16 protein-coding genes are annotated in these 18,854 nt (G+C 61.6%); 11 read left to right on the forward strand and 5 right to left on the reverse strand.

The genetic code is table 11. The features are described from left to right. Positions 1-186: 186 nt before the first annotated feature. Genes ACF8R3_RS06530 through ACF8R3_RS06550 form a run of 5 tightly spaced genes read left to right on the forward strand, consistent with a single transcriptional unit; the run spans position 187 to position 6,684 of the window. Complete coding sequence (locus ACF8R3_RS06530) at positions 187-3,651, forward strand: response regulator (RefSeq protein WP_392515257.1); 3,465 nt, start codon at positions 187-189, stop codon at positions 3,649-3,651. Next, positions 3,648-4,469 (forward strand): protein-glutamate O-methyltransferase CheR, encoded by an 822-nt coding sequence (locus tag ACF8R3_RS06535; protein WP_078478746.1) that lies wholly within the window; start codon positions 3,648-3,650, stop codon positions 4,467-4,469. Before ACF8R3_RS06530 ends, ACF8R3_RS06535 begins: the two co-directional genes overlap by 4 nt. After that, on the forward strand, positions 4,466-5,041 hold the full coding sequence (locus ACF8R3_RS06540) for a chemotaxis protein CheB (protein WP_392515259.1): 576 nt from the start codon (positions 4,466-4,468) through the stop codon (positions 5,039-5,041). The genes ACF8R3_RS06535 and ACF8R3_RS06540 overlap by 4 nt, the downstream gene beginning before the upstream one ends. Next, complete coding sequence (locus ACF8R3_RS06545; RefSeq protein ID WP_392515261.1) at positions 5,035-6,261, forward strand: ATP-binding protein; 1,227 nt, start codon at positions 5,035-5,037, stop codon at positions 6,259-6,261. The genes ACF8R3_RS06540 and ACF8R3_RS06545 overlap by 7 nt, the downstream gene beginning before the upstream one ends. 45 nt (positions 6,262-6,306) lie before the next feature. Next, complete coding sequence (locus ACF8R3_RS06550) at positions 6,307-6,684, forward strand: response regulator (RefSeq protein ID WP_027914716.1); 378 nt, start codon at positions 6,307-6,309, stop codon at positions 6,682-6,684. Positions 6,685-6,765: 81 nt separating this feature from the next. Here ACF8R3_RS06550 and ACF8R3_RS06555 read toward each other — a convergent pair whose 3' ends face one another. Next, a complete protein-coding gene (locus ACF8R3_RS06555) occupies positions 6,766-7,635 on the reverse strand; it encodes a DMT family transporter (protein WP_392515262.1) in 870 nt (289 codons plus the stop codon). Between the two features lie 124 nt (positions 7,636-7,759). On the opposite strand from ACF8R3_RS06555, the gene ACF8R3_RS06560 reads away from it, so the two are divergent. Continuing rightward, positions 7,760-9,142 carry a PLP-dependent aminotransferase family protein gene (locus ACF8R3_RS06560; protein ID WP_392515264.1) on the forward strand — a complete coding sequence of 461 codons (1,383 nt, stop codon included), beginning with the start codon at positions 7,760-7,762 and terminating at the stop codon, positions 9,140-9,142. Between the two features lie 128 nt (positions 9,143-9,270). After that, positions 9,271-10,695: an MBL fold metallo-hydrolase RNA specificity domain-containing protein gene (locus ACF8R3_RS06565; RefSeq protein ID WP_392515266.1), complete on the forward strand. Its 1,425-nt coding sequence runs from the start codon at positions 9,271-9,273 to the stop codon at positions 10,693-10,695. Here the strand turns inward: ACF8R3_RS06565 and ACF8R3_RS06570 are convergent. Next, the gene (locus ACF8R3_RS06570) at positions 10,668-11,579 is read right to left on the reverse strand and encodes a LysR family transcriptional regulator (RefSeq protein ID WP_196186607.1); all 912 of its coding nucleotides are present in this window, start codon (positions 11,577-11,579) and stop codon (positions 10,668-10,670) included. The two genes, ACF8R3_RS06565 and ACF8R3_RS06570, sit on opposite strands and share 28 nt — an antisense overlap. Positions 11,580-11,674: 95 nt before the next feature. Here ACF8R3_RS06570 and ACF8R3_RS06575 point away from each other — a divergent pair, with 95 nt between their 5' ends. Continuing rightward, complete coding sequence (locus tag ACF8R3_RS06575; RefSeq protein ID WP_100851299.1) at positions 11,675-12,844, forward strand: MFS transporter; 1,170 nt, start codon at positions 11,675-11,677, stop codon at positions 12,842-12,844. A 33-nt stretch (positions 12,845-12,877) separates the two neighbouring features. Here the strand turns inward: ACF8R3_RS06575 and ACF8R3_RS06580 are convergent, their stop codons facing one another. Next, positions 12,878-13,501, reverse strand: coding sequence for a glutathione S-transferase family protein (locus ACF8R3_RS06580; protein WP_392515268.1), 624 nt, complete (start codon positions 13,499-13,501; stop codon positions 12,878-12,880). 167 nt (positions 13,502-13,668) lie between these two features. Here ACF8R3_RS06580 and ACF8R3_RS06585 point away from each other — a divergent pair, with 167 nt between their 5' ends. Then, complete coding sequence (locus ACF8R3_RS06585) at positions 13,669-13,971, forward strand: DUF3077 domain-containing protein (RefSeq protein ID WP_058637299.1); 303 nt, start codon at positions 13,669-13,671, stop codon at positions 13,969-13,971. Positions 13,972-14,054: 83 nt separating this feature from the next. Next, the gene (locus tag ACF8R3_RS06590) at positions 14,055-14,777 is read left to right on the forward strand and encodes a hypothetical protein (protein WP_058637298.1); all 723 of its coding nucleotides are present in this window, start codon (positions 14,055-14,057) and stop codon (positions 14,775-14,777) included. Positions 14,778-14,784: 7 nt separating this feature from the next. Here the strand turns inward: ACF8R3_RS06590 and ACF8R3_RS06595 are convergent, their stop codons facing one another. Both ACF8R3_RS06595 and ACF8R3_RS06600 read right to left on the reverse strand, forming a co-directional pair. After that, a complete protein-coding gene (locus ACF8R3_RS06595; RefSeq protein ID WP_392515271.1) occupies positions 14,785-15,321 on the reverse strand; it encodes a WYL domain-containing protein in 537 nt (178 codons plus the stop codon). A 228-nt stretch (positions 15,322-15,549) separates the two neighbouring features. Continuing rightward, complete coding sequence (locus ACF8R3_RS06600; RefSeq protein ID WP_392515273.1) at positions 15,550-17,403, reverse strand: ABC transporter ATP-binding protein; 1,854 nt, start codon at positions 17,401-17,403, stop codon at positions 15,550-15,552. A gap of 501 nt (positions 17,404-17,904) precedes the next feature. Between ACF8R3_RS06600 and ACF8R3_RS06605 the strand changes: the two genes are divergently transcribed. Next, the gene (locus tag ACF8R3_RS06605) at positions 17,905-18,810 is read left to right on the forward strand and encodes a LysR substrate-binding domain-containing protein (protein WP_392515274.1); all 906 of its coding nucleotides are present in this window, start codon (positions 17,905-17,907) and stop codon (positions 18,808-18,810) included. The last annotated feature ends 44 nt before the right edge of the window (positions 18,811-18,854 follow it).

The raw sequence follows: 18,854 nt of genomic DNA on the forward strand, positions 1-18,854 counted from the left end.
GCCCAGAAGTTCCCAAAGGATACCGATCTGATCGATCCGATGGAACGATTGGAACAGGTATGTTTCAAATGCTGGCTAAATGCCGGGCCAACTAATCAGAGCTTGCGCCAGGCCAGGGGTTGCCCCTCACCATAAGGAAAGATTGACCATGCTGTTCATGGACTCCATTTGCTCGGGCGTTTTCAGATGATACAAGCTGCCTCGATGGATCAACGTAGCTTTCGCAAGCTGTTGAGCCGCAACATCGGCCTACCCCTGGGGCTCGGCCTGCTCGGTGCCGTGGCATTCGTCGCCGTTATCAACTACCTGCTGTCTGCCATGCAGTGGGTGGAACATACCGATCAGGTGATTGGCAACGCCAACGAGACGCTCAAGCTCTCGATCGACATGGAAACGGGCATGCGCGGGTTTCTGATCACGGGCGATGAGCGCTTCCTGGACCCTTACGAGGTGGCCAAGCCCAGGATCTTCAACAGCCTGCAAAGCCTGCGCAGCATGGTCGAGGACAATCCCCAGCAGGTCGAACGCATCGACCGGCTGATCGCGCTGCAGGGCGCGTGGAACGATTTCGGTAGCCAGATGATCGACCTGCGCCGCGTGGAAGGGGGATACCGCGAGCTGATCGGTAATGGCCGTGGCAAACGCCTGACCGACGAAATCCGCAAGGAGTTCGAGGACCTGATCGGGGCCGAGCAACAGCTGCGCATGACCCGTAATGAGACGGTCAGCAGTGTCACCGTCGCTGGCATCATCACGTTCGTTGTGTTGCTGGTCGGGCTCAGCGCATTGCTCGCTTATCTGGGGCGCCGCGACCTGCTGGCCTTGTCCGACAGCTACACCAAGAACTTGCAGGCCCAGCAGCGCGCTGCTGAGCGCCTGGAGCATCAGGCCTGGCTGCGCAACGGCCAGACCCAACTGGCCCAGCAGGTGCTGGGTCAACTGTCCCTGCCTATGCTGGGTGACAAGATCCTGCGCTTCTTCGCTGCCTACCTGGGCAGCGTGGTGGGCGCCGTGTATGTGCGAGATGAACATGGCCGCCTGGTGCGCGTGGCCAGTTATGGGCTCGAAGCCCAGGAGCAGGCCCGCGAGCAGGTGCTGGGTGATCACCACGGCTTGCTGGCGCAAGCGGTACGTGAAGAACGGCTTATCCGCCTCGATGCCTTGCCGCAGGACTATTACCGTTTGGCGTCGGGCCTGGGCAAGGGGTTACCGCGCAGCGGGCTGATCGTGCCGGCCCTTGAGGACGGTCAGGTTAACGGCGTCATTGAACTGGGGCTGCTGCGCCCATTGCAGGACCGCGACGCGGAGATGCTCGAGCGCGTGGCGGGCAACCTGGGTATGTCGATCGAAAGCGCCCGCTACCGTCAACGCCTGCAGGAGGTGCTGGCCGAAACCCAGCAGCTCAACGAAGAGCTACAGGTCCAGCAGGAAGAGCTCAAGACCGCCAACGAAGAACTCGAAGAACAGTCCCGGGTGCTCAAGGAGTCCCAGGCTTATCTGGAGACCCAACAGGCGGAGCTCGAGCAGACCAACGAGCAACTGTCCGAACGCACCGATGCACTGGACCTCAAGAACGAGGAGCTCAGCCGCGCCCAGACCGAGCTTCAGGCTCGCGCCGATGAGCTGCAGCGTTCGAGCAAGTACAAGTCCGAATTCCTCGCCAACATGTCCCACGAGCTGCGTACGCCGCTCAACAGCTCGCTGATCCTGGCCAAGCTGCTGGCCGAGAACGGTGAAGGCAACCTGAGCCAGGAGCAGGTCAAATTCGCCGAGTCCATCTACTCGGCAGGCAATGACCTGCTCAACCTCATTAACGACATCCTGGACATCGCCAAGGTCGAGGCCGGCAAGCTTGAGGTGCGCCCCGAAACGACCCACGTCGATCGGCTGGTCGAGGGCTTGCGCGACATGTTCACGCCACTGGCCTCCCAGAAGGGGCTGGGCTTCGAGGTCACAGCTGAGGACCACGTGCCTGCGACCCTGTTCACCGATCGCCAGCGCCTGGAACAGATCCTCAAGAACCTGTTGTCCAACGCCATCAAGTTCACCGAGCGTGGCCAGGTCAGCCTGAATATCGGCTACCAGCCCGAGGCCGGTATCGTGTTCGCGGTGCACGACACCGGGATTGGTATCGCGCCTGATCAGCAGCAAGCCATCTTCGGCGCATTTCACCAAGTCGATGGCACCAGTAACCGCCGCTATGGAGGCACCGGGCTGGGCCTGTCCATTTCGCGCGACCTGGCCCGCCTGCTGGGCGGGCAGATCACCGTACAGAGCACGCCGGGTCAAGGCAGCGTATTCAGCCTGGTACTGCCAGAGCGCCATGATGTCGACGAACAGCCCGTCGCGCCGCTTACCCTGCGCCCTGCGGTAACTTCAATGCCATCGGTCATTCAGCCACCAGCAGCGGCAGCCAAGCCCCCGGTACTGGCCTTCACCGATGATCGCGAGCGGGCGCCGTTTACCAATCGTTGCATTCTGGTCATTGAGGACGAGCCAAACTTTGCCCGTATTCTCTTCGATCTGGCCCATGAACTGGGCTACAGCTGCCTGGTGGCCCATGGCGCGGACGAAGGTTTCGAGCTGGCCGCTCGGTTCCTGCCCGATGCCGTGCTCCTGGACATGCGACTGCCGGACCATTCCGGCCTCACTGTACTGCAGCGCCTGAAGGAGCGGACCGAGACGCGCCACATCCCGGTGCATATCATTTCGGTCGAGGATCGGGTGGAGGCGGCCATGCACATGGGCGCGGTCGGTTACGCGGTCAAACCCACCAGTCGCGAGGAGCTCAAGGAAGTCTTCGGGCGCCTGGAAGCCAAGCTGACCCAGAAGCTAAAGCGCATCCTGCTGGTCGAAGACGATGACCTGCAGCGAGAGAGCATTGCCCGGCTGATCGGCGATGAGGACGTCGAGATCACCGCCGTGGGCCTGGCCCAGGAGGCCTTGGCACTGCTGCGCGAGCACGTCTACGACTGCATGATCATCGACCTCAAGTTACCCGACATGCTCGGCAACGAGTTGCTCAAGCGCATGACGGCCGAAGACATCCGCGCGTTCCCGCCTGTGATCGTCTATACAGGCCGTAACCTGACGCGCGAAGAGGAGGCCGACCTGCTCAAGTATTCGCGCTCGATCATCATCAAGGGCGCACGCTCGCCCGAGCGTCTGCTCGATGAGGTCACCCTGTTCCTGCACAAGGTGGAGTCGCAGCTGTCCCATGAGCGTCAGCGCATGCTCAAGACCGCGCGAAGCCGCGACAAGGTATTCGAGGGGCGCAAGATCCTGTTGGTAGACGACGATGTGCGCAACATCTTCGCCCTGACCAGCGCCCTGGAGCACAAGGGGGCCATCGTCGAAATCGGCCGCAATGGCCGCGAGGCCATCGAACGCCTCGAACAGCATGAAGATATCGACCTGGTACTGATGGACGTAATGATGCCGGAAATGGATGGTTTCGAAGCGACCCGGCTGATCCGCCAGCAGCCTCGCTGGCGCAAGCTGCCGATCATCGCCGTGACCGCCAAGGCGATGAAGGACGACCAGCACCGCTGCCTGCAGGCCGGCGCCAATGATTACCTGGCAAAGCCCATCGACCTGGACCGCCTGTTCTCGCTGATACGTGTGTGGTTGCCGCAACTGGAGCGAATTTGATTAGCGAACGCAATACCGACATCGAGATCCGCTTGCTCATCGAGGCCATCTACCTCAAGTACAGCTACGATTTTCGCAACTATTCCGGCGCTTCGATCAAGCGCCGGATCCTGCATGCCCTGCGCCAGTTCGACTGCCAGACCGTGTCTGCGCTTCAGGAGCGGGTACTGCATGACCCAGGCATGTTCATGCAGCTGTTGCAGTACCTGACGATTCCGGTCAGCGAGATGTTCCGCGACCCTGGCCACTTCCTTGCCCTGCGCAATGAAGTGGTCCCGCTGCTGCGCACATGGCCATCGATAAAGATCTGGATTGCCGGCTGCAGTACGGGCGAAGAGGTGTATTCGATGGCCATCTTGCTGCGCGAGGAAGGTTTGCTGGAGCGCACCATCATCTACGCCACCGACATCAACCCGCACTCACTGGAAAAAGCCAAGCAGGGCATCTATACCATGCCGAGCATGCGCGAATACGAAGAGAACTACAGGTTGGCCGGTGGGCGTCGTGATTTTTCGGAGTACTACACCGCTGCCTACGGCAATGCCATCATGGACAGCACCTTGCGTGAGCAGGTGACCTTCGCCGACCACAGCCTGGCCACCGACAGCGTGTTCTCGGAAACCCAGCTCGTCTCGTGCCGCAACGTGCTCATCTATTTCGACAAGGTCTTGCAGGACCGGGCCCTGGGCCTGTTCCACGAGTCCCTCTGCCACCGGGGTTTCCTGGTACTGGGCAGCAAGGAGTCGGTCGATTTCTCGGCCTATAGCCAGCGCTTCGAGCCCTGGGTCAAACCTGAACGGATCTACCGCAAGTCATGAAGGGCATACAGGCTGTGGTGATCGGTGCTTCGGCGGGCGGTGTGACTGCTCTGTTCAAGGTGCTCGGCGGGTTGCCAGGGGCGTGCAAGGTTCCTGTGGTGTGCCTGTTGCATCTGCCCGAGGACCGGCATAGCCATCTGGCTGAAGTGCTGCAACGTCGCCTGGGCCGGCCGGTGCTCGAAGCGCGTGACAAGCAGTCTTTGCAAGACGGCGGCATTTTTGTGGCGGGCCATGGTTATCACCTTTCGGTAGAGTGCGACTTCACCCTGTCTTTGAGCCAGGAACCGCCGCAGCATTTTTCCAGGCCTTCGATCGACTATCTGTTCATGTCGGCAGCCGATGCCTATGGCAAGGCACTGCTCGGCATATTGCTCACTGGCGCAAACGAAGATGGCGCCCAAGGGCTTGCCTACATCAAGAACAGCGGCGGCCGGACCATCGTCCAGGACCCCCGCGATGCACAGGTCGCGCTGATGCCGGAGGCCGCCTTGGCCCTGCACCGGCCCGACCATATTCTTCCTTTGAGTGGTATCGGGCAGTTGCTTGGTACTCTGGAATCCAGCGCATGTTAAGCCAGACCATCGCCAAACTGCTGATCGTCGACGATCTGCCAGAAAACCTCCTGGCCCTCGATGCCCTCATCCAGGGTGACGATCGCGAGGTGCATCAGGCCCAGTCCGCCGAAGCGGCGTTGTCACTGCTGCTTGAGCACGAATTCGCCTTGGCCATCCTGGACGTGCAGATGCCTGGCATGAACGGGTTCGAGCTGGCCGAGCTGATGCGCGGCACCGAAAAAACCCGCAACATCCCCATCGTGTTCGTGACCGCGGCCGGGCGCGAGATGAACTATGCCTTCAAGGGCTACGAAAGCGGTGCCGTGGATTTCCTCTACAAGCCGCTCGATACCATGGCGGTCAAAAGCAAAGTCTCGGTTTTTGTCGATCTCTACCGTCAACGCAAAGTGCTCGACCAGCAACTGCAAGCGCTCGAGCGCAGTCGGCAGGAGCAGGAAGCCTTGCTGGACAAGCTGCAAAGCGCACGCTGCGAGCTGGAGCACGCTGTGCGGATGCGTGACGATTTCATGTCCATCGTCTCCCATGAGGTGAGAACGCCCCTAAATGGTTTGATCCTGGAAACGCAGCTGCGCAAGCTGAACCTGGCCAGGGGCAACCTGGAGGCCTTCAGTAAGGAAAAGCTACAGGCCATGGTCGAGCGCGACGAGCGCCAGATCAACAGCCTGATACGGCTGATCGAAGACATGCTCGACGTGTCACGCATCCGCACCGGTAAACTGTCGCTGCGCCCGAAGCTGTTTGACCTCAGTCAGCTGGTACGGGGGTTGGTGGAGAACTTCACGGCGCAAGCGATCGCGCTGGATACCCGAATCGACCTGCATTGTGACGGGCGCCTGGCTGGCGAGTGGGACGAGTTCCGCATCGAGCAAGTGCTGGCCAACCTTTTGTCCAACGCCCTGCGCTACGGGGAGCGCAAACCTGTGCACGTGCGGGTGTTCGAGCTCGACGGCATGGCATGCGTGCAGGTGCAAGACAACGGCATTGGCATTGGTGCGGCCAACCAGCAGCGCATCTTCCAGCAGTTCGAGCGGGTGTCGAACCATCAGGCTACTGGTGGCCTGGGGCTTGGGCTTTATATCTCCGAGCAGATCGTCCACGCCCACCGCGGGCGCATTCTGGTCGAGAGCGAGGAGGGCCAAGGTGCCACGTTCACCCTGCAACTGCCGCTTGGCGTGTGCGAACAACAAAACGACCAGGCGCGGGCAACCTCTGCGTGAGCTCGGGGTCTGATGGCAAACTGCAAGAATTTCCAAGGTTTCGATATGAGTGAAGATGCACAAGATGTGGTGCTGGTCGTCGAGGACGAGCCGGCCATTCGCATGATTTTGCGGGACTACCTGGCTGGGGAGGGCTACCACGTACTGGTCGCCGAAGATGGCGAGCAAGCGTTTGCCATCCTGGCCAGCAAGCCGCACCTGGACCTGATGGTGACCGACTTTCGCCTGCCCGGTGGCATTTCAGGGGTGGAAATCGCTGAGCCCGCTGTCAAGTTGCGGCCGGACCTCAAGGTGATCTTCATCAGCGGCTATCCAGCGGAGATCCTGGAGTCTGGCAGCCCGATCACCCGCAAGGCGCCCATCCTGGCCAAGCCGTTCGACCTCGATACGTTGCACGACAAGATCCAGACCCTGCTGCGCTGACAGCGGTAGTTTGCAGCAAAGCAGCTGGCCACTGGTCGAGCGATCAGTGGCCTGGTTCCAGTTCCACCGCAGGATTGCGCGTCAATGGGCGAACCGCTTGGCCCCGGCAACACACAGCACCGCACCCACCGTCACCGACACCATGGCCCAGCTCACCTGCTCGTGCAACAACAGCGCCGCCAACCCCAACCCTATGAAGGGCTGGACCAACTGCAGTTGGCCTACCGCCGCAATCCCGCCCTGGACGAGCCCGCGATACCAGAACACGAATCCAATGAACATGCTGAACAACGCTACATAACCGAAGCTGAACCAGGCAGAGGCGCCGACTTGCGTCAGGTTTGCCAAGGTAGGCATGGTGATGATCGCCAACACCAGCATCGCTGGCAGGGCAAGCAGCAACGACCAGCTGATCACTTGCCAGCCGCCGAGTTTGCGGGACAGGCGTGCACCTTCTGCGTACCCCAATCCGCACACCAGCACTGCCGCGACCATCAATCCATCACCCAGTAGCGAACCCTGGCCTACGGAAGTTGATGCATACCCCGCCACCAACCCGGCACCTGCCAACGAAAATGCCCAGAATAACGGCCTGGGACGCTCGCTACCTCGCAGCACGGCAAAGCCGGCGGTGCACAGCGGCAGCAGCCCCACAAACACAATGGAGTGGGCCGAGCTGACGTGCTGCAAGGCCAATGCAGTCAGTAGCGGAAACCCGACCACGACGCCGAGCGCCGTCACGCCCAGGGATGACCAATCGCCTCGCCCAGGCCGGGGCTGACGCAGCAAAATCAGACAACAAGCACCCACTAACGCGGCAATGGTTGCCCTCGCGCAGGTCAGGAACGTCGGTTCTAACGCCGTCACGGCAACGCGTGTTGCGGGCAAGGAGCCTGCGAAAATCACCACGCCGATGAAACCGTTGATCCAGCCGCTTGCTGTTCTCTGCATCTCGCACTCCTTGTCATCAATGAAGCCAGTACAGCACCAACGTGCGCTTTGATGCCATGTACAATCCAGTACAGTTTGGCGGAACTGTTAGGTATCGATGGGCAGTACAGGTGAGAGGATTTCAGTGAAAGAGCACAGCACACGCATTCGAAAAGTCATGACTGAAGTCCATGCGCGCATCGCGGCCCGTACTTATTTGCCCGGTGCACGAATACCTTCAGTACGGGCAACGGCGCAAAGCATGCAGGTTTCGGTGTCGACCGTGGTCGAGGCCTACGAGCGACTGGTGGCCGAAGGCGTAGTCCATGCGCGCCGTGGCGCCGGGTTTTATGTGGCAGGGGTCGCGGCGCCCTTGGTGCTGACCGAGGTGGGGCCCAAGCTTGAGCACGAAGTCGACCCGCTGTGGATCTCTCGCCAGGCGCTCGAACCTGCTGGCGCCACGTTGAAACCTGGGTGCGGCTGGCTTCCTGCGCAATGGATGTTCGAGGCCGGGGTGCGCAAGGCGCTCAGGGCTACTGCGCGCTCGCAAGCCGAGCAGGTGGTCGAGTATGCATCGCCGCAGGGCCATCCGCCGCTGCGTCATTTTCTCTCGCGGCGACTGGCAGGCTTTGGCATCGACGTGCCGGCAGAGCAGATCATGCTCACCGAGTCCGGCACGCACGCCATCGACCTGATCTGCCGTTTTCTGCTCCAACCCGGTGACGCCGTACTGCTCGACGATCCCTGTTATTTCAACTTCCATGCCTTGCTCAGGGCCCATAGCGTCAACGTCGTCGGTGTACGTCAGACCCCTACTGGCCCTGACATCGAGGCATTTGGTGCTGCCCTGGCGGCGCATTCGCCACGGCTCTACATCACCAATTCCGGTATTCACAACCCAACAGGTGCCTCCCTGTCACCGGGCACTGCACACCGGCTGCTCAAGCTCGCTGAGGCCGCGAGCTTGTTGATCGTCGAGGACGACGTTTTTGCCGATTTCGAGCATACGCCAGCGCCTAGGCTCGCGGCCTTCGATGGCCTGGCGCGGGTCATCCAGATTGGCAGTTTTTCCAAGACCGTCTCCGCTTCGGTCAGGTGTGGGTATATCGCCGCACGTCACGACTGGATCCAGAGCCTGGTCGACCTGAAGATCGCCACCACGTTCGGGGGCGGTCGCCTGGCAGCGGACATCATTCACCATGCGATCACCGGCAGCGGCTACCGCAAGCATATGGAAAACGTGAGGATGCGCCTTGCCATCGAAAGGGACAGGACGGCTGAAAAGCTCAAAGCGCTCGGTATCGTTCCTTGGCTGATGCCGCAGGCAGGGCTGTACCTGTGGTGCCGTCTGCCGCAGGGCAAGGACGCTGCCGCGTTGGCCAAGGTATGCTTGGACGATGGCGTGGTGCTGGCGCCTGGGAATGCTTTCAGCCAGTCCCAGACGGCTGGCGACTATGTGCGTTTTAACGTCGCGCAGTCGGCCGACGCGAGAATCTATGAAGTACTGGCACGGGCCCTGAATGCCTGAACCTGCGCCTGGATACGCCGGCATCGGGCCGCAATGCGGCCCCAGCAACCATGACGCCCGAGCTTTTCTGAACCCTCCTCAAGCGGGCAGTGCCCAACGTATCTCCAGGCTCACGCAGGCTAGCCATCATGGATCACCCAGAAATCATTCACCACGGCGCCCGCGAGGGCGTGACCGGCTCCTGCCATCAAGTCTGGATGGACCAGACGGCCAGCTTGCTGATCGACTGCGGCGCCTTCCAAGGCGAGGACGAGGGGCAAGGCGGGGAGGGCTTGACCCTCGACTTCACCATCGACGGCTTCAAGGCCCTGATCGTGACCCATGTGCATCTGGATCACGTCGGGCGAATCCCACATTTGCTGGCTGCGGGTTTTGAGGGGCCGATCCTGTGTAGCGAACCGTCAGCCCAACTGTTGCCCATCGTACTCGAAGACGCGTTCCGTCTAGGTATCAGCGACGATCCGGAGCAACTGGAACGCTATCTCAAGGTGGTGGAGCAGCGCACCATCGCCTTGCCTTACGGCAACTGGTTCACGCTCCACGAAACCGAGGGTGCCCACTGCAAAGTCAGGCTGCAACCGGCCGGCCATGTGCTGGGTTCGGCGTATGTGGAACTCGAAATGACAGGGCCGGATGCCACTGCCCAGCGCGTGGTCTTCAGTGGTGACCTGGGAGCCCCGCATTCCCCGCTCTTGCCAGACCTGACCCCTCCCGAGCGCGCTGATCTGCTGATTCTGGAAAGCACCTACGGCGACCGCCGCCACGCCGACCGGGAGCACCGGCGTGAACGCCTGCAGGCCGTCATCGAGCGCGCCTTGCAAAATCAGGGCACGGTGCTTATCCCGTCTTTCTGTATTGGCCGCACCCAGGACTTGCTCTACGAGCTGGAGGAAATCCTCCACGAGCATGAACTGGCGGGGCAGGACCAGACCAACAGCGGCCCCGAGGTGGATTGGCCACACTTGCCGATCATTCTCGATTCACCACTGGCCAGCCGTTTCACGCAGGTCTACAAAGGTCTGCAAGGGTATTGGGACGAATCAGCCCAGGATCGCATCAAGGAGGGACGCAAGCCCCTGTCCTTCAAGCAACTGATCACCATCGACAGCCATGAGGAACACCAGCGCATCGTTCAGCACCTGGCCGAGACGGCCCGGCCGGCCATCGTCATCGCGGGCAATGGCATGTGCTCGGGTGGGCGTATCGTCAACTACCTCAAGGCGATGCTGGGTGATGCCCGGCACGATGTGGTCTTCGTCGGTTACCAGGCCCATGGCACACCTGGCCGGGACATCCTGACCCACGGCCCGGAAGGCGGCTACGTCATGCTGGACGGCGAGCGCATAGACATACGTGCCGCAATAGAGCGCGTGGAGGGCTATTCAGCCCACGCCGATCAGGCAGATCTGGTCGGTTTCGTCACACGCATGCAGGCCTGGCCGTCGCATATCCGCCTGATACACGGAGAGCCTGAGGCCAAGCAGTGCCTGGCTGGCGTTTTGCGAGCGCGTTATCGCGAGAGCGGTCACGAGGGAAGTGTGCACATCCCCTGATGGTTGGCGACCAGGAAGTCCACGAACACCCGCACGCGTGCGGGCATGTTCGGTCCACCGGCAAAGACGGCGTGAATCGGTTCACGGTCGCCTGGGTTGAAGGCCTCGAGCAGTGACACCAGGCGCCCGCTGGCCAGGTCATCGGCGACGGTGAAGGTGCCTATCCGGGCGATGCCTGCGCCCAGTCTGGCCAACTGGGCCAGAGCCTCGCCGCTGCTGCATTCGATGTTGCCGCTTACTTTCAATGCGAACTCGCGCCCGTCACGTACGAACGGCCAGTCCGAGGTGGCGCGCCTGAAGTTGAACCGCAGGCAGTTGTGCCTGGCCAGGTCTTCGGGCAGCAAAGGGCTGCCCCGCCGGCTCAGATAGTCCGGCGAGGCCACGATCACTTGGCCCGTTTCATCGATTTGCCGAGCATTCAGCGAACTGTCTGGCAGCGCTCCGAAGCGCACGGCCACATCGGCCTGCCCACCGAGTACGTCGGCAACTTCGTCACTGAGGGTGAGATCAACCAGTACCTGCGGGTACTGCACGCTGAACGCCGCCACCAAGGGGACGATGCGCAGCCGGCCATGCCCAAGGGCAGCGCTGACGCGAACCCGACCGCGCGGCACGCCCTGGTCGGTAATGGCCTGCTCCACTTCCTGAAGGTCGGTCAGTACACGTCGTGCCCCTCGCAGGTATGCCTCGCCTTCTGGCGTGAGGGTAAGCGCGCGAGTGGTGCGCAGCATCAGCCGTGTACCCAGACGCTGCTCGGTACGCGCCAATATGCGGCTGATAGCAGAGGGGGTCAGGCCCAGTGCACGGGCGGCGGCGGACAGGCTGCCTGCTTGCGCCACTTTGGTGAACACTTCCATCTCGCCTGATCGTCCTGTCAGATCCATTTGTGCCTCGTACGCAAAGGTGGTTCGCACAATCGCTATCTAGTGCCTTGGTGAAACAGATCGTAGCATTTGCGGCACAGATAAGGAGTTTAGCCATGCGTATCAACCCACCCCTTGTAGCGCTCGCCATGGGCGCATTCGGTATCGGGGTTACCGAGTTCGCCCCCATGGGTATGCTGCCCAGCATCGCCACTGACCTGGGCGTTTCCATTCCGGCCGCGGGTCTGTTGGTCAGCGCCTATGCACTGGGTGTACTGATCGGCGCCCCGCTCATGACCCTGGCAACCGTACGCGTACCGCGCCGATACCTGCTGATCGGCCTGATGGCCATCTTCACCTTGGGCAACCTGATGTCGGCCCTGGCCAGTGACTACGCCAGCCTGTTGGTCGCACGGGTGGTGACCTCGCTCAACCACGGCGCCTTCTTCGGTATAGGTGCCATCGTCGCGGCCAGCGTGGTGCCCGCTGAGAAACGTGCCGGCGCCGTGGCTGCAATGTTCATGGGCCTGACGCTGGCCACCATCGGCGGTGTCCCCCTGGCGACCTGGTTTGGCGAGTTGCTCGGCTGGCGCACGGCGTTCTGGGGCATAGCCGGGCTCGGCCTGGTGGCGATGACTACGCTGTGGTATGCCTTGCCAAATGTGCCATCGCCCAAAGGCGACGGTGCACTGGCCGAGATACGTGTGCTGACCCGTGGGCCCGTGTTGGCTGCCTTGCTCCTGACCGTGGTGGGTTCCAGCGCGATGTTCACGGTGTTTACCTACATCGCGCCCATCCTGCAAAACGAAGCCGGCGCCTCTACTGCATTCGTCACGTCCATGCTGGTGCTGTTTGGTGTTGGCCTGACCCTGGGTAACGTGTGGGGCGGTAAGGCGGCGGACCGTTCCGTAGATCGAACCCTGATCGTCTCGCTCGCCGTGCTGATCGCAGTGCTGCTGGCGTTTCCACTTGTGCTGGGCTCGTCCCTGCTGACCGCTGGCGCAATCCTGGTTTGGGGCGCAGCCAGCTTCGCCCTCGTGCCGCCCCTGCAGATGCGCGTGATGGAGGCCGCCAAGGACGCACCGAACCTGGCATCGGCTGTGAACATCGGTGCTTTCAACCTGGGCAACGCCATTGGCGCTGCTTTGGGGGGCGCCGTGATCAATGGCGGCCTCGGTTACTCGGCCATCGCGTTGGCGGGCGCTGGCACTGCGGCGCTGGGCTTGATAATGGTGCTGACGTTCGCCTGGCGGGGTCGCCACCAGGTTACCCAGGTCGCGGTCTGAGGCATGGGCCTGCGCCAAGGCCTCTGCTAGCGGTCAGGGCGTGCCGTTACGCCCTTGTTCGTGATAGGCCGGGCGCTCGCTCAGGCGCTCGTAATAATCGCGCAAGGCAGGCAGCTGAGGGTGTTCGAGCGGCGTTTCGAACCAGCGGTTGACCGACAGGCCAATGGGAATGTCGGCCAGTGTAAATTCGCGTCCGGCTACAAAGGCGCCGGTGCGGGCCAGTTGGCGCTCGAGAATGAGCATGTTGCGCCCCCACTCGGCGCAGCCGTTAGCCAGGGCATGCGGGTCCTGATGGGCAGGTGAATGCCGAACCAGCGACAGGAACGCATAGCGCCAGGAGGCGTTCAGGTCCGAAGCCTGCCAGTCGATCCACTGGTCGATCCTGGCCCGGGTGCGGACCTCCACTGGGTAGAACGCTGCTGCGCCATAGCAGTTGGCCAAGTAGCGAATGATGCTGTTGGACTCCCACAAGGTGAAGTCGCCGTCCTGGATGACGGGGATCAGGGCGTTTGGGTTGAGCGCAAGAAACGCTTCGCTGTCGGTTGCCTGAAAGCCCGATCCCCAGTCCTCACGCACGAACGGGACCTGAAACTCCGCGCACGCCCACAGCACCTTGCGAACGTTGATCGATGAGGCTTTGCCCAGTATGCACAGCATGTTGACATCCTTGTACGCGGGGTTTCGATCCTCGGTGACCGAGGGCAAACGGTCAAGAGGCAGCGATCATGTAGGCCCTTTCTGAAAATGCGCGCATGCACTTGCTGGTCGTTGTGCTCACGGAAGCACCTGCCTAGTCTCGGGTCTCCAGACAGGGAGCAAACAGCATGGACAACAAACCCACCCTACCAACCCAAGGCCCCACCGTGGTCAACGCAGCCCGACGTTTCGCAAGCGCCGGTTCCGACCTGGTCCAGATGAAGCCAGCGTTGCCCTTGCGTACTGCCTTGATGGAAGCATCCACCATCATGGGTTGCATCACCGAGCTTACCCGCAAGGCCATCGACAAGCCTGCAGACCGCAGAAACGCGATGCTTGCCACCTGCTACCTGGCCGCCATGGCCAAGGCCCTTATCGACGGGCAATTGCAGGCGTTGCGCAATGTTCGTGAGGACGATGTCGAACGATAGCGGTCAGGCGCTTGCCTGGGGGCTGCGAACTTGGCACCCTTGGCGGCGCGTATCGCCTGTAACTCGACAAAAGGAAGAGTGCATTGAGCTGGGACAAGGTGGGGAAACTCCTCGTAGCCGTTCTGATCGGGCTGGCGGCCCTGTTGTTCGTCTACAAGGCAGTGGTGGGCAGCCCGCGCCTGGAAGCGTCGCTGACCTATGCCTACCTGACCTATCCAGGGCAGTTCAGCGAGCGCATCAGCAAAGCCAGCGAGCAGCTCAAGTACGAGCAGTTGAGTGCACGCATAAACACGATCGGCCAAGGGCAACTGAGCCGTGATCAGGTCGACCGGCTGGTGGAGATAGCACAGGCGCCTTATGCCCAGCTGTTCGCTAAACCTTTCGAGGCCGGCCTGGTCGACCACCGGACTGGCTTGCTCATCGAGTTGCAGAACACCGGCAATGCACCCGTGGACCAGGTGAGGATTCGCTTGCCGTCCAAAGGCCTGGTGCAAATCCGCGATTCGGCCGGCAATGACACCTTGCTTGAAGCTGCCACTGCTCAGCTTGAGATCCCGGCGATAGAGGCCGGTGGCGCCAGCAAGGTCTGGGTGTATTTCGATGCTGATTATTCGCAGATACGCCAGAGTGGGGTCGGTATCAGCTACGCCGAAGGCACGGCGGACATTCAGGTGTATCAGTCGGTCACCGGCTTCCCGGCCTGGGTTGCCCGCTACAGCACAGAGCTGATGGGGCTGTTGGCTGTTCTGGGGGTGAGCGTGCTGGCGCTGGGTTACGCCTGCCTGTCCCGCCGGCGGCCGTCCTAGGCGTTACTCAAGCGCCTGTGTCGTGCAGTGCCAGGCTCTGACGCAGGTGTTCCAGCAAGGCCAGGCGCACCGATTGCGGTCCCTGAACGCGGATCGCCCCGGCCTGGGACAGCAGCCAGCCCATCAGCGCTCGATCATCCGCTACCGTCGTCACCAAGATGGCACCGCCGTTGGGCAGGACTGTGAGGCGCATGCCCGTACCCAGCGGATGTATCTCCAGATGATGATAGAGCGACTCGTCGACCCAGGCGTGCAATCCCACGTGGACAGGGGCCTCACCTGGCGTGGTCGTTGCCCCGTCGCGCAACTTGCTTCCGGGCTGCCAGTGCCAGCTATAGGGCATGCACGCGCTGTTGCGCTGCAACGGGAACAGCCCTGCCAGTTCGACCAGGTCACGCTCGACCGTTCGCTTAGTCGTGGCATGACCTGCGCTGGACAGCGCTGCCTGTAATTGCGTGCAACTCATGCCGGGATGGCGGCCCGGCAGTAGCTTGAGGAGTTCCCATTGGCGGGCGATGGTGTGACGAGATGATCGACTGGGCAACGGCTCTTCCTTGAGGGCTGAAAATGAATGCCTAACTGGTGGCTTTAAGCTACCGGAGGATACCGTCTAGAAGAGTTTGGACCAAGTCGTTCATGCCAGTGATGTGAGCGACGAGCGCAAACAGCGCCTTTGTAATTGCAAACCCATCGCTCCTGAGTCAACCACACAGGAGCGATGGGTCAACGCTCTAACATTATTTGTCCAGGCAACGGATCAGCGCGCGCCCATTCAGTTGAGCGCGTGCGCCATACCCTGGTCTTCGCCAAGGAAGCCGCCGCTCTGATGCTGCCACAGGCGCGCATAGGTGCCGTTCTTCTCCAGCAACTGGGCATGCGTGCCTTGCTCGATGATGCGCCCTTCATCCATCACGATCAGGCGGTCCATGGCGGCGATCGTGGACAGGCGATGGGCGATCGCAATCACGGTCTTGCCTTCCATCATCTCGTCCAGGCTTTCCTGGATGGCGACCTCCACCTCGGAATCCAGTGCACTGGTCGCCTCGTCGAGCAGCAGGATGGGGGCGTTCTTGAGCATCACCCGGGCGATGGCGATGCGCTGACGTTGCCCACCGGACAGCTTGATGCCGCGCTCCCCGACCATGGTGTCGTAGCCGGTGCGGCCGTGTTGGTCGCTGAGCTGGCTGATGAACCCGTGAGCTTGCGCATCACGGGCGGCCGCCTGGATTTGCGCCTCGGTGGCATCTGGCCGACCATAGGCGATGTTCTCGCCAATGGTGCGATGCAGCAGTGACGTATCCTGGGTCACCATGCCAATGGCGCTGCGTAGGCTGTCCTGAGTGACCTTGGCGATATCCTGACCATCGATGCGGATCTGGCCACTGTCCACGTCGTAAAAGCGCAGCAGCAGGTTAATCAACGTCGACTTGCCAGCACCGGAGCGGCCGACCAGGCCCACTTTTTCACCCGGCTTGATGTCCAGGCTGAGGTCGGTCAGTACCTGGCGTTCACCGTTATAGTTGAAACTGACCTTGTCGAATGTCACCGCGCCACCACGGGTCACCAGCGCAGTGGCGTCCGGGGCGTCCTGCACTTTCGGGCCGCGCGTCAGGGTAGCCATGCCGTCCTGCAGTGTGCCGATGTTTTCGAACAATGAGGTCATCTGCCACATGATCCAGTGCGACATGCCATTGATGCGCAGGGCCATGGCGGTGATGGCCGCCACAGCGCCGGTGCCCACCTGGCCCTGGTGCCATAGCCACAGCGCATAACCGCCTGCACCGAGAATCAGCCCTACCACCAACGCCTGGTTGACGATTTCGAACTGGCTCACCAGGCGCATTTGCCGGAAACCGGTCTGCTTGAAGTCCTCCATGGCCGCCCGGGCAAAATGGGCTTCGCGCTTGGAGTGCGAGAACAACTTGACCGTGGTGATGTTGGTATAGGCGTCGGAAATGCGCCCAGTCATCGACGAGCGCGCATGGGCCTGCTCTTCACCTACTGCGCCCAAGCGTGGAACGAAATAAACCATTGCCAGCCCGAACAGCACCAGCCAGGCAATGAACGGCAGCATCAGTTTCAAGGCAAAGCCGCCGGCCAGGGCGATGATGGCGATGAAATAAACGCCAATGCCAGGCAGGATCTCAATGACCGTGAACAGTACCTCGCGCACGGCCAATGCAGTCTGCATCACCTTGGTGGTGACCCGCCCGGAAAACTCATCGGAGAAGAACGACAGGCTCTGGCGCAGCATCAGCCGGTGAAAATCCCAGCGCAGGCGCAGCGGCAGGTTGATGGCCAGTACCTGGTGCTGGACCATGGTGCGTAGCGCCACCAAGCCTATGCTGATCACCAGGACGATGCCAATTCCCCACAATACGTGACTTTCCTGGGCGGCAGCGGTGTCGCCGGCCTGCCAGGCCGACAGCAGGTCCACCACCTGGCCAAGGAAGCTGAACAACCAGGCTTCGTACAGGGACACGCCGGCACTGAGCAGGGCCAGCGCCAGAATGTAGCCGCGCGCCCCACGGGTGCACGCCCACAGAAACGGCACGAGGCCAACGGGAGGCGGCGGTACCTCATCGGGAGGGAATGGGTCGAGCCTACGCTCAAAGATATGAAGCATGCAGTGTCTCCGGGAAAAACGAATGGCGTGGCAGTCCTGGTACTGCACCAGCAGTGCCCGCCTTTACATAGACACAACGAGTGTCCATCTGATCAAAAATCTCAGCGTCATTGGCCTGCGTGAGGCACCACGTGCTCAAGGCCTGTTGCATCGGCCAGTCAATCAGCCTCTGTCGCCATGCCCTGTGCAGGCAGAAGAGGCACGAGCGTGTCCGCATGCCAATTCATGCCCTAGGCGCTGGCCTCATTGAATTCATGGCGGGAAAGTGTGCGTATCTGCATGCTGACGGTCCGTGTGGGCAAGCGGTGAGGTCATAGTACCAGCGCTTGTTTCTGGCAATTGCAAAGGAATGTATCCATGCCCGCCTGAGCGTGCAGCGAGGGAGTTGCCGGTCAGTCCTGCTCGGCCGAACGGACACTTTGGCCTGAACGCTCATCGACTTCCTGCATGGATGGGGCTAGCCTCGTGCCAATCTGCCCAGCCTGGATCGAACAACGTCCTATGCCTGCCCTTTTTTCCGACTTGCCGTCCCTTGGCGCCCTGCGGGTATTTGAGGTCGTGGCACGGCACCTCAATTTTCGCCTGGCTGCTGCAGAGCTGGGGGTTACCCAGGCTGCCGTGGCTCAGCAGATTCGGGGGTTGGAGCGCGCCTTGGAGGTACGCTTGTTCGAACGCCTGCCCCGAGGCCTGGCATTGACCGACGCTGGCCGGGGGTATAGCGAAACCGTGCGCACTGCGATGGGCATGCTCGATGAGGCGACGCGCCGGCTGCGACCTGCGCCTTCCCATATCACCGTCAGCGTGACTCCTACCTTCGCCGCCAAGTGGCTGATACCCAGGCTCGGCGGACTGGCCGAGCGCCACCCGACATTGGATGTGCGAATACTGGCCACCGATCGGCTGTCGCATTTTCATACCGACGGCGTCGACCTTGCCGTGCGCTACGCGCGCCCGCCTTTTGGGCCAGGGCTTGAGCAGACACTGTTGATGGCCTCGGAAATCATCGCAGTGGCGAGCCCCACCCTGGTAGCGGCGCTTGGCCCGCCTGAAGACTTCGCAAGCCTGGAGCGCTATGTGGCCCTGAGTGATGCCCATGATTGGTGGCCGTCTTACCGTGCGCAGGTCTATCCCGGTCACCCCGCCGTCTGTGCAAGGTCTGTCCAGTTCAACCAGACGTCGCTTGCCATCGACGCGGCCATTGGCGGGCAGGGCATTGCGCTGGCGGAACGCGCCTTCGTTGCGCAGGACATCGACGCCGGGCGCCTGGTTCAGGTCGCCGAATCGCACCTGCGCCCAGACAAGGCGTTCTACCTGGTATGGCCCCGCAAAGGGCGAGAGACGCAGCTGCTGCAGTGGGTCATCGACTGGCTCAGGTCTGATGCCGGTGATAGCAAAACTACTGGCTAACGCATTGGCAGCTGTCTCCCTCGCTTTTCTGCCATTTGGTAGCC

This window comes from Pseudomonas sp. FYR_7 (assembly GCF_043106155.1).
Lineage (GTDB): Bacteria > Pseudomonadota > Gammaproteobacteria > Pseudomonadales > Pseudomonadaceae > Aquipseudomonas > Aquipseudomonas parafulva_B.

Bases quoted from the DNA above. Each gene is read 5' to 3' on its own strand.
- ACF8R3_RS06530 (WP_392515257.1), top strand. From the start codon at position 187: ATGATACAAGCTGCCTCGATGGATCAACGTAGCTTTCGCAAGCTGTTG.
- ACF8R3_RS06540 (WP_392515259.1), top strand. From the start codon at position 4,466: ATGAAGGGCATACAGGCTGTGGTGATCGGTGCTTCGGCGGGCGGTGTG.
- ACF8R3_RS06545 (WP_392515261.1), top strand. From the start codon at position 5,035: ATGTTAAGCCAGACCATCGCCAAACTGCTGATCGTCGACGATCTGCCA.
- ACF8R3_RS06550 (WP_027914716.1), top strand. From the start codon at position 6,307: ATGAGTGAAGATGCACAAGATGTGGTGCTGGTCGTCGAGGACGAGCCG.
- ACF8R3_RS06555 (WP_392515262.1), bottom strand. From the start codon at position 7,635: ATGCAGAGAACAGCAAGCGGCTGGATCAACGGTTTCATCGGCGTGGTG.
- ACF8R3_RS06565 (WP_392515266.1), top strand. From the start codon at position 9,271: ATGGATCACCCAGAAATCATTCACCACGGCGCCCGCGAGGGCGTGACC.
- ACF8R3_RS06570 (WP_196186607.1), bottom strand. From the start codon at position 11,579: ATGGATCTGACAGGACGATCAGGCGAGATGGAAGTGTTCACCAAAGTG.
- ACF8R3_RS06575 (WP_100851299.1), top strand. From the start codon at position 11,675: ATGCGTATCAACCCACCCCTTGTAGCGCTCGCCATGGGCGCATTCGGT.
- ACF8R3_RS06580 (WP_392515268.1), bottom strand. From the start codon at position 13,501: ATGCTGTGCATACTGGGCAAAGCCTCATCGATCAACGTTCGCAAGGTG.
- ACF8R3_RS06585 (WP_058637299.1), top strand. From the start codon at position 13,669: ATGGACAACAAACCCACCCTACCAACCCAAGGCCCCACCGTGGTCAAC.
- ACF8R3_RS06600 (WP_392515273.1), bottom strand. From the start codon at position 17,403: ATGCTTCATATCTTTGAGCGTAGGCTCGACCCATTCCCTCCCGATGAG.
- ACF8R3_RS06605 (WP_392515274.1), top strand. From the start codon at position 17,905: ATGCCTGCCCTTTTTTCCGACTTGCCGTCCCTTGGCGCCCTGCGGGTA.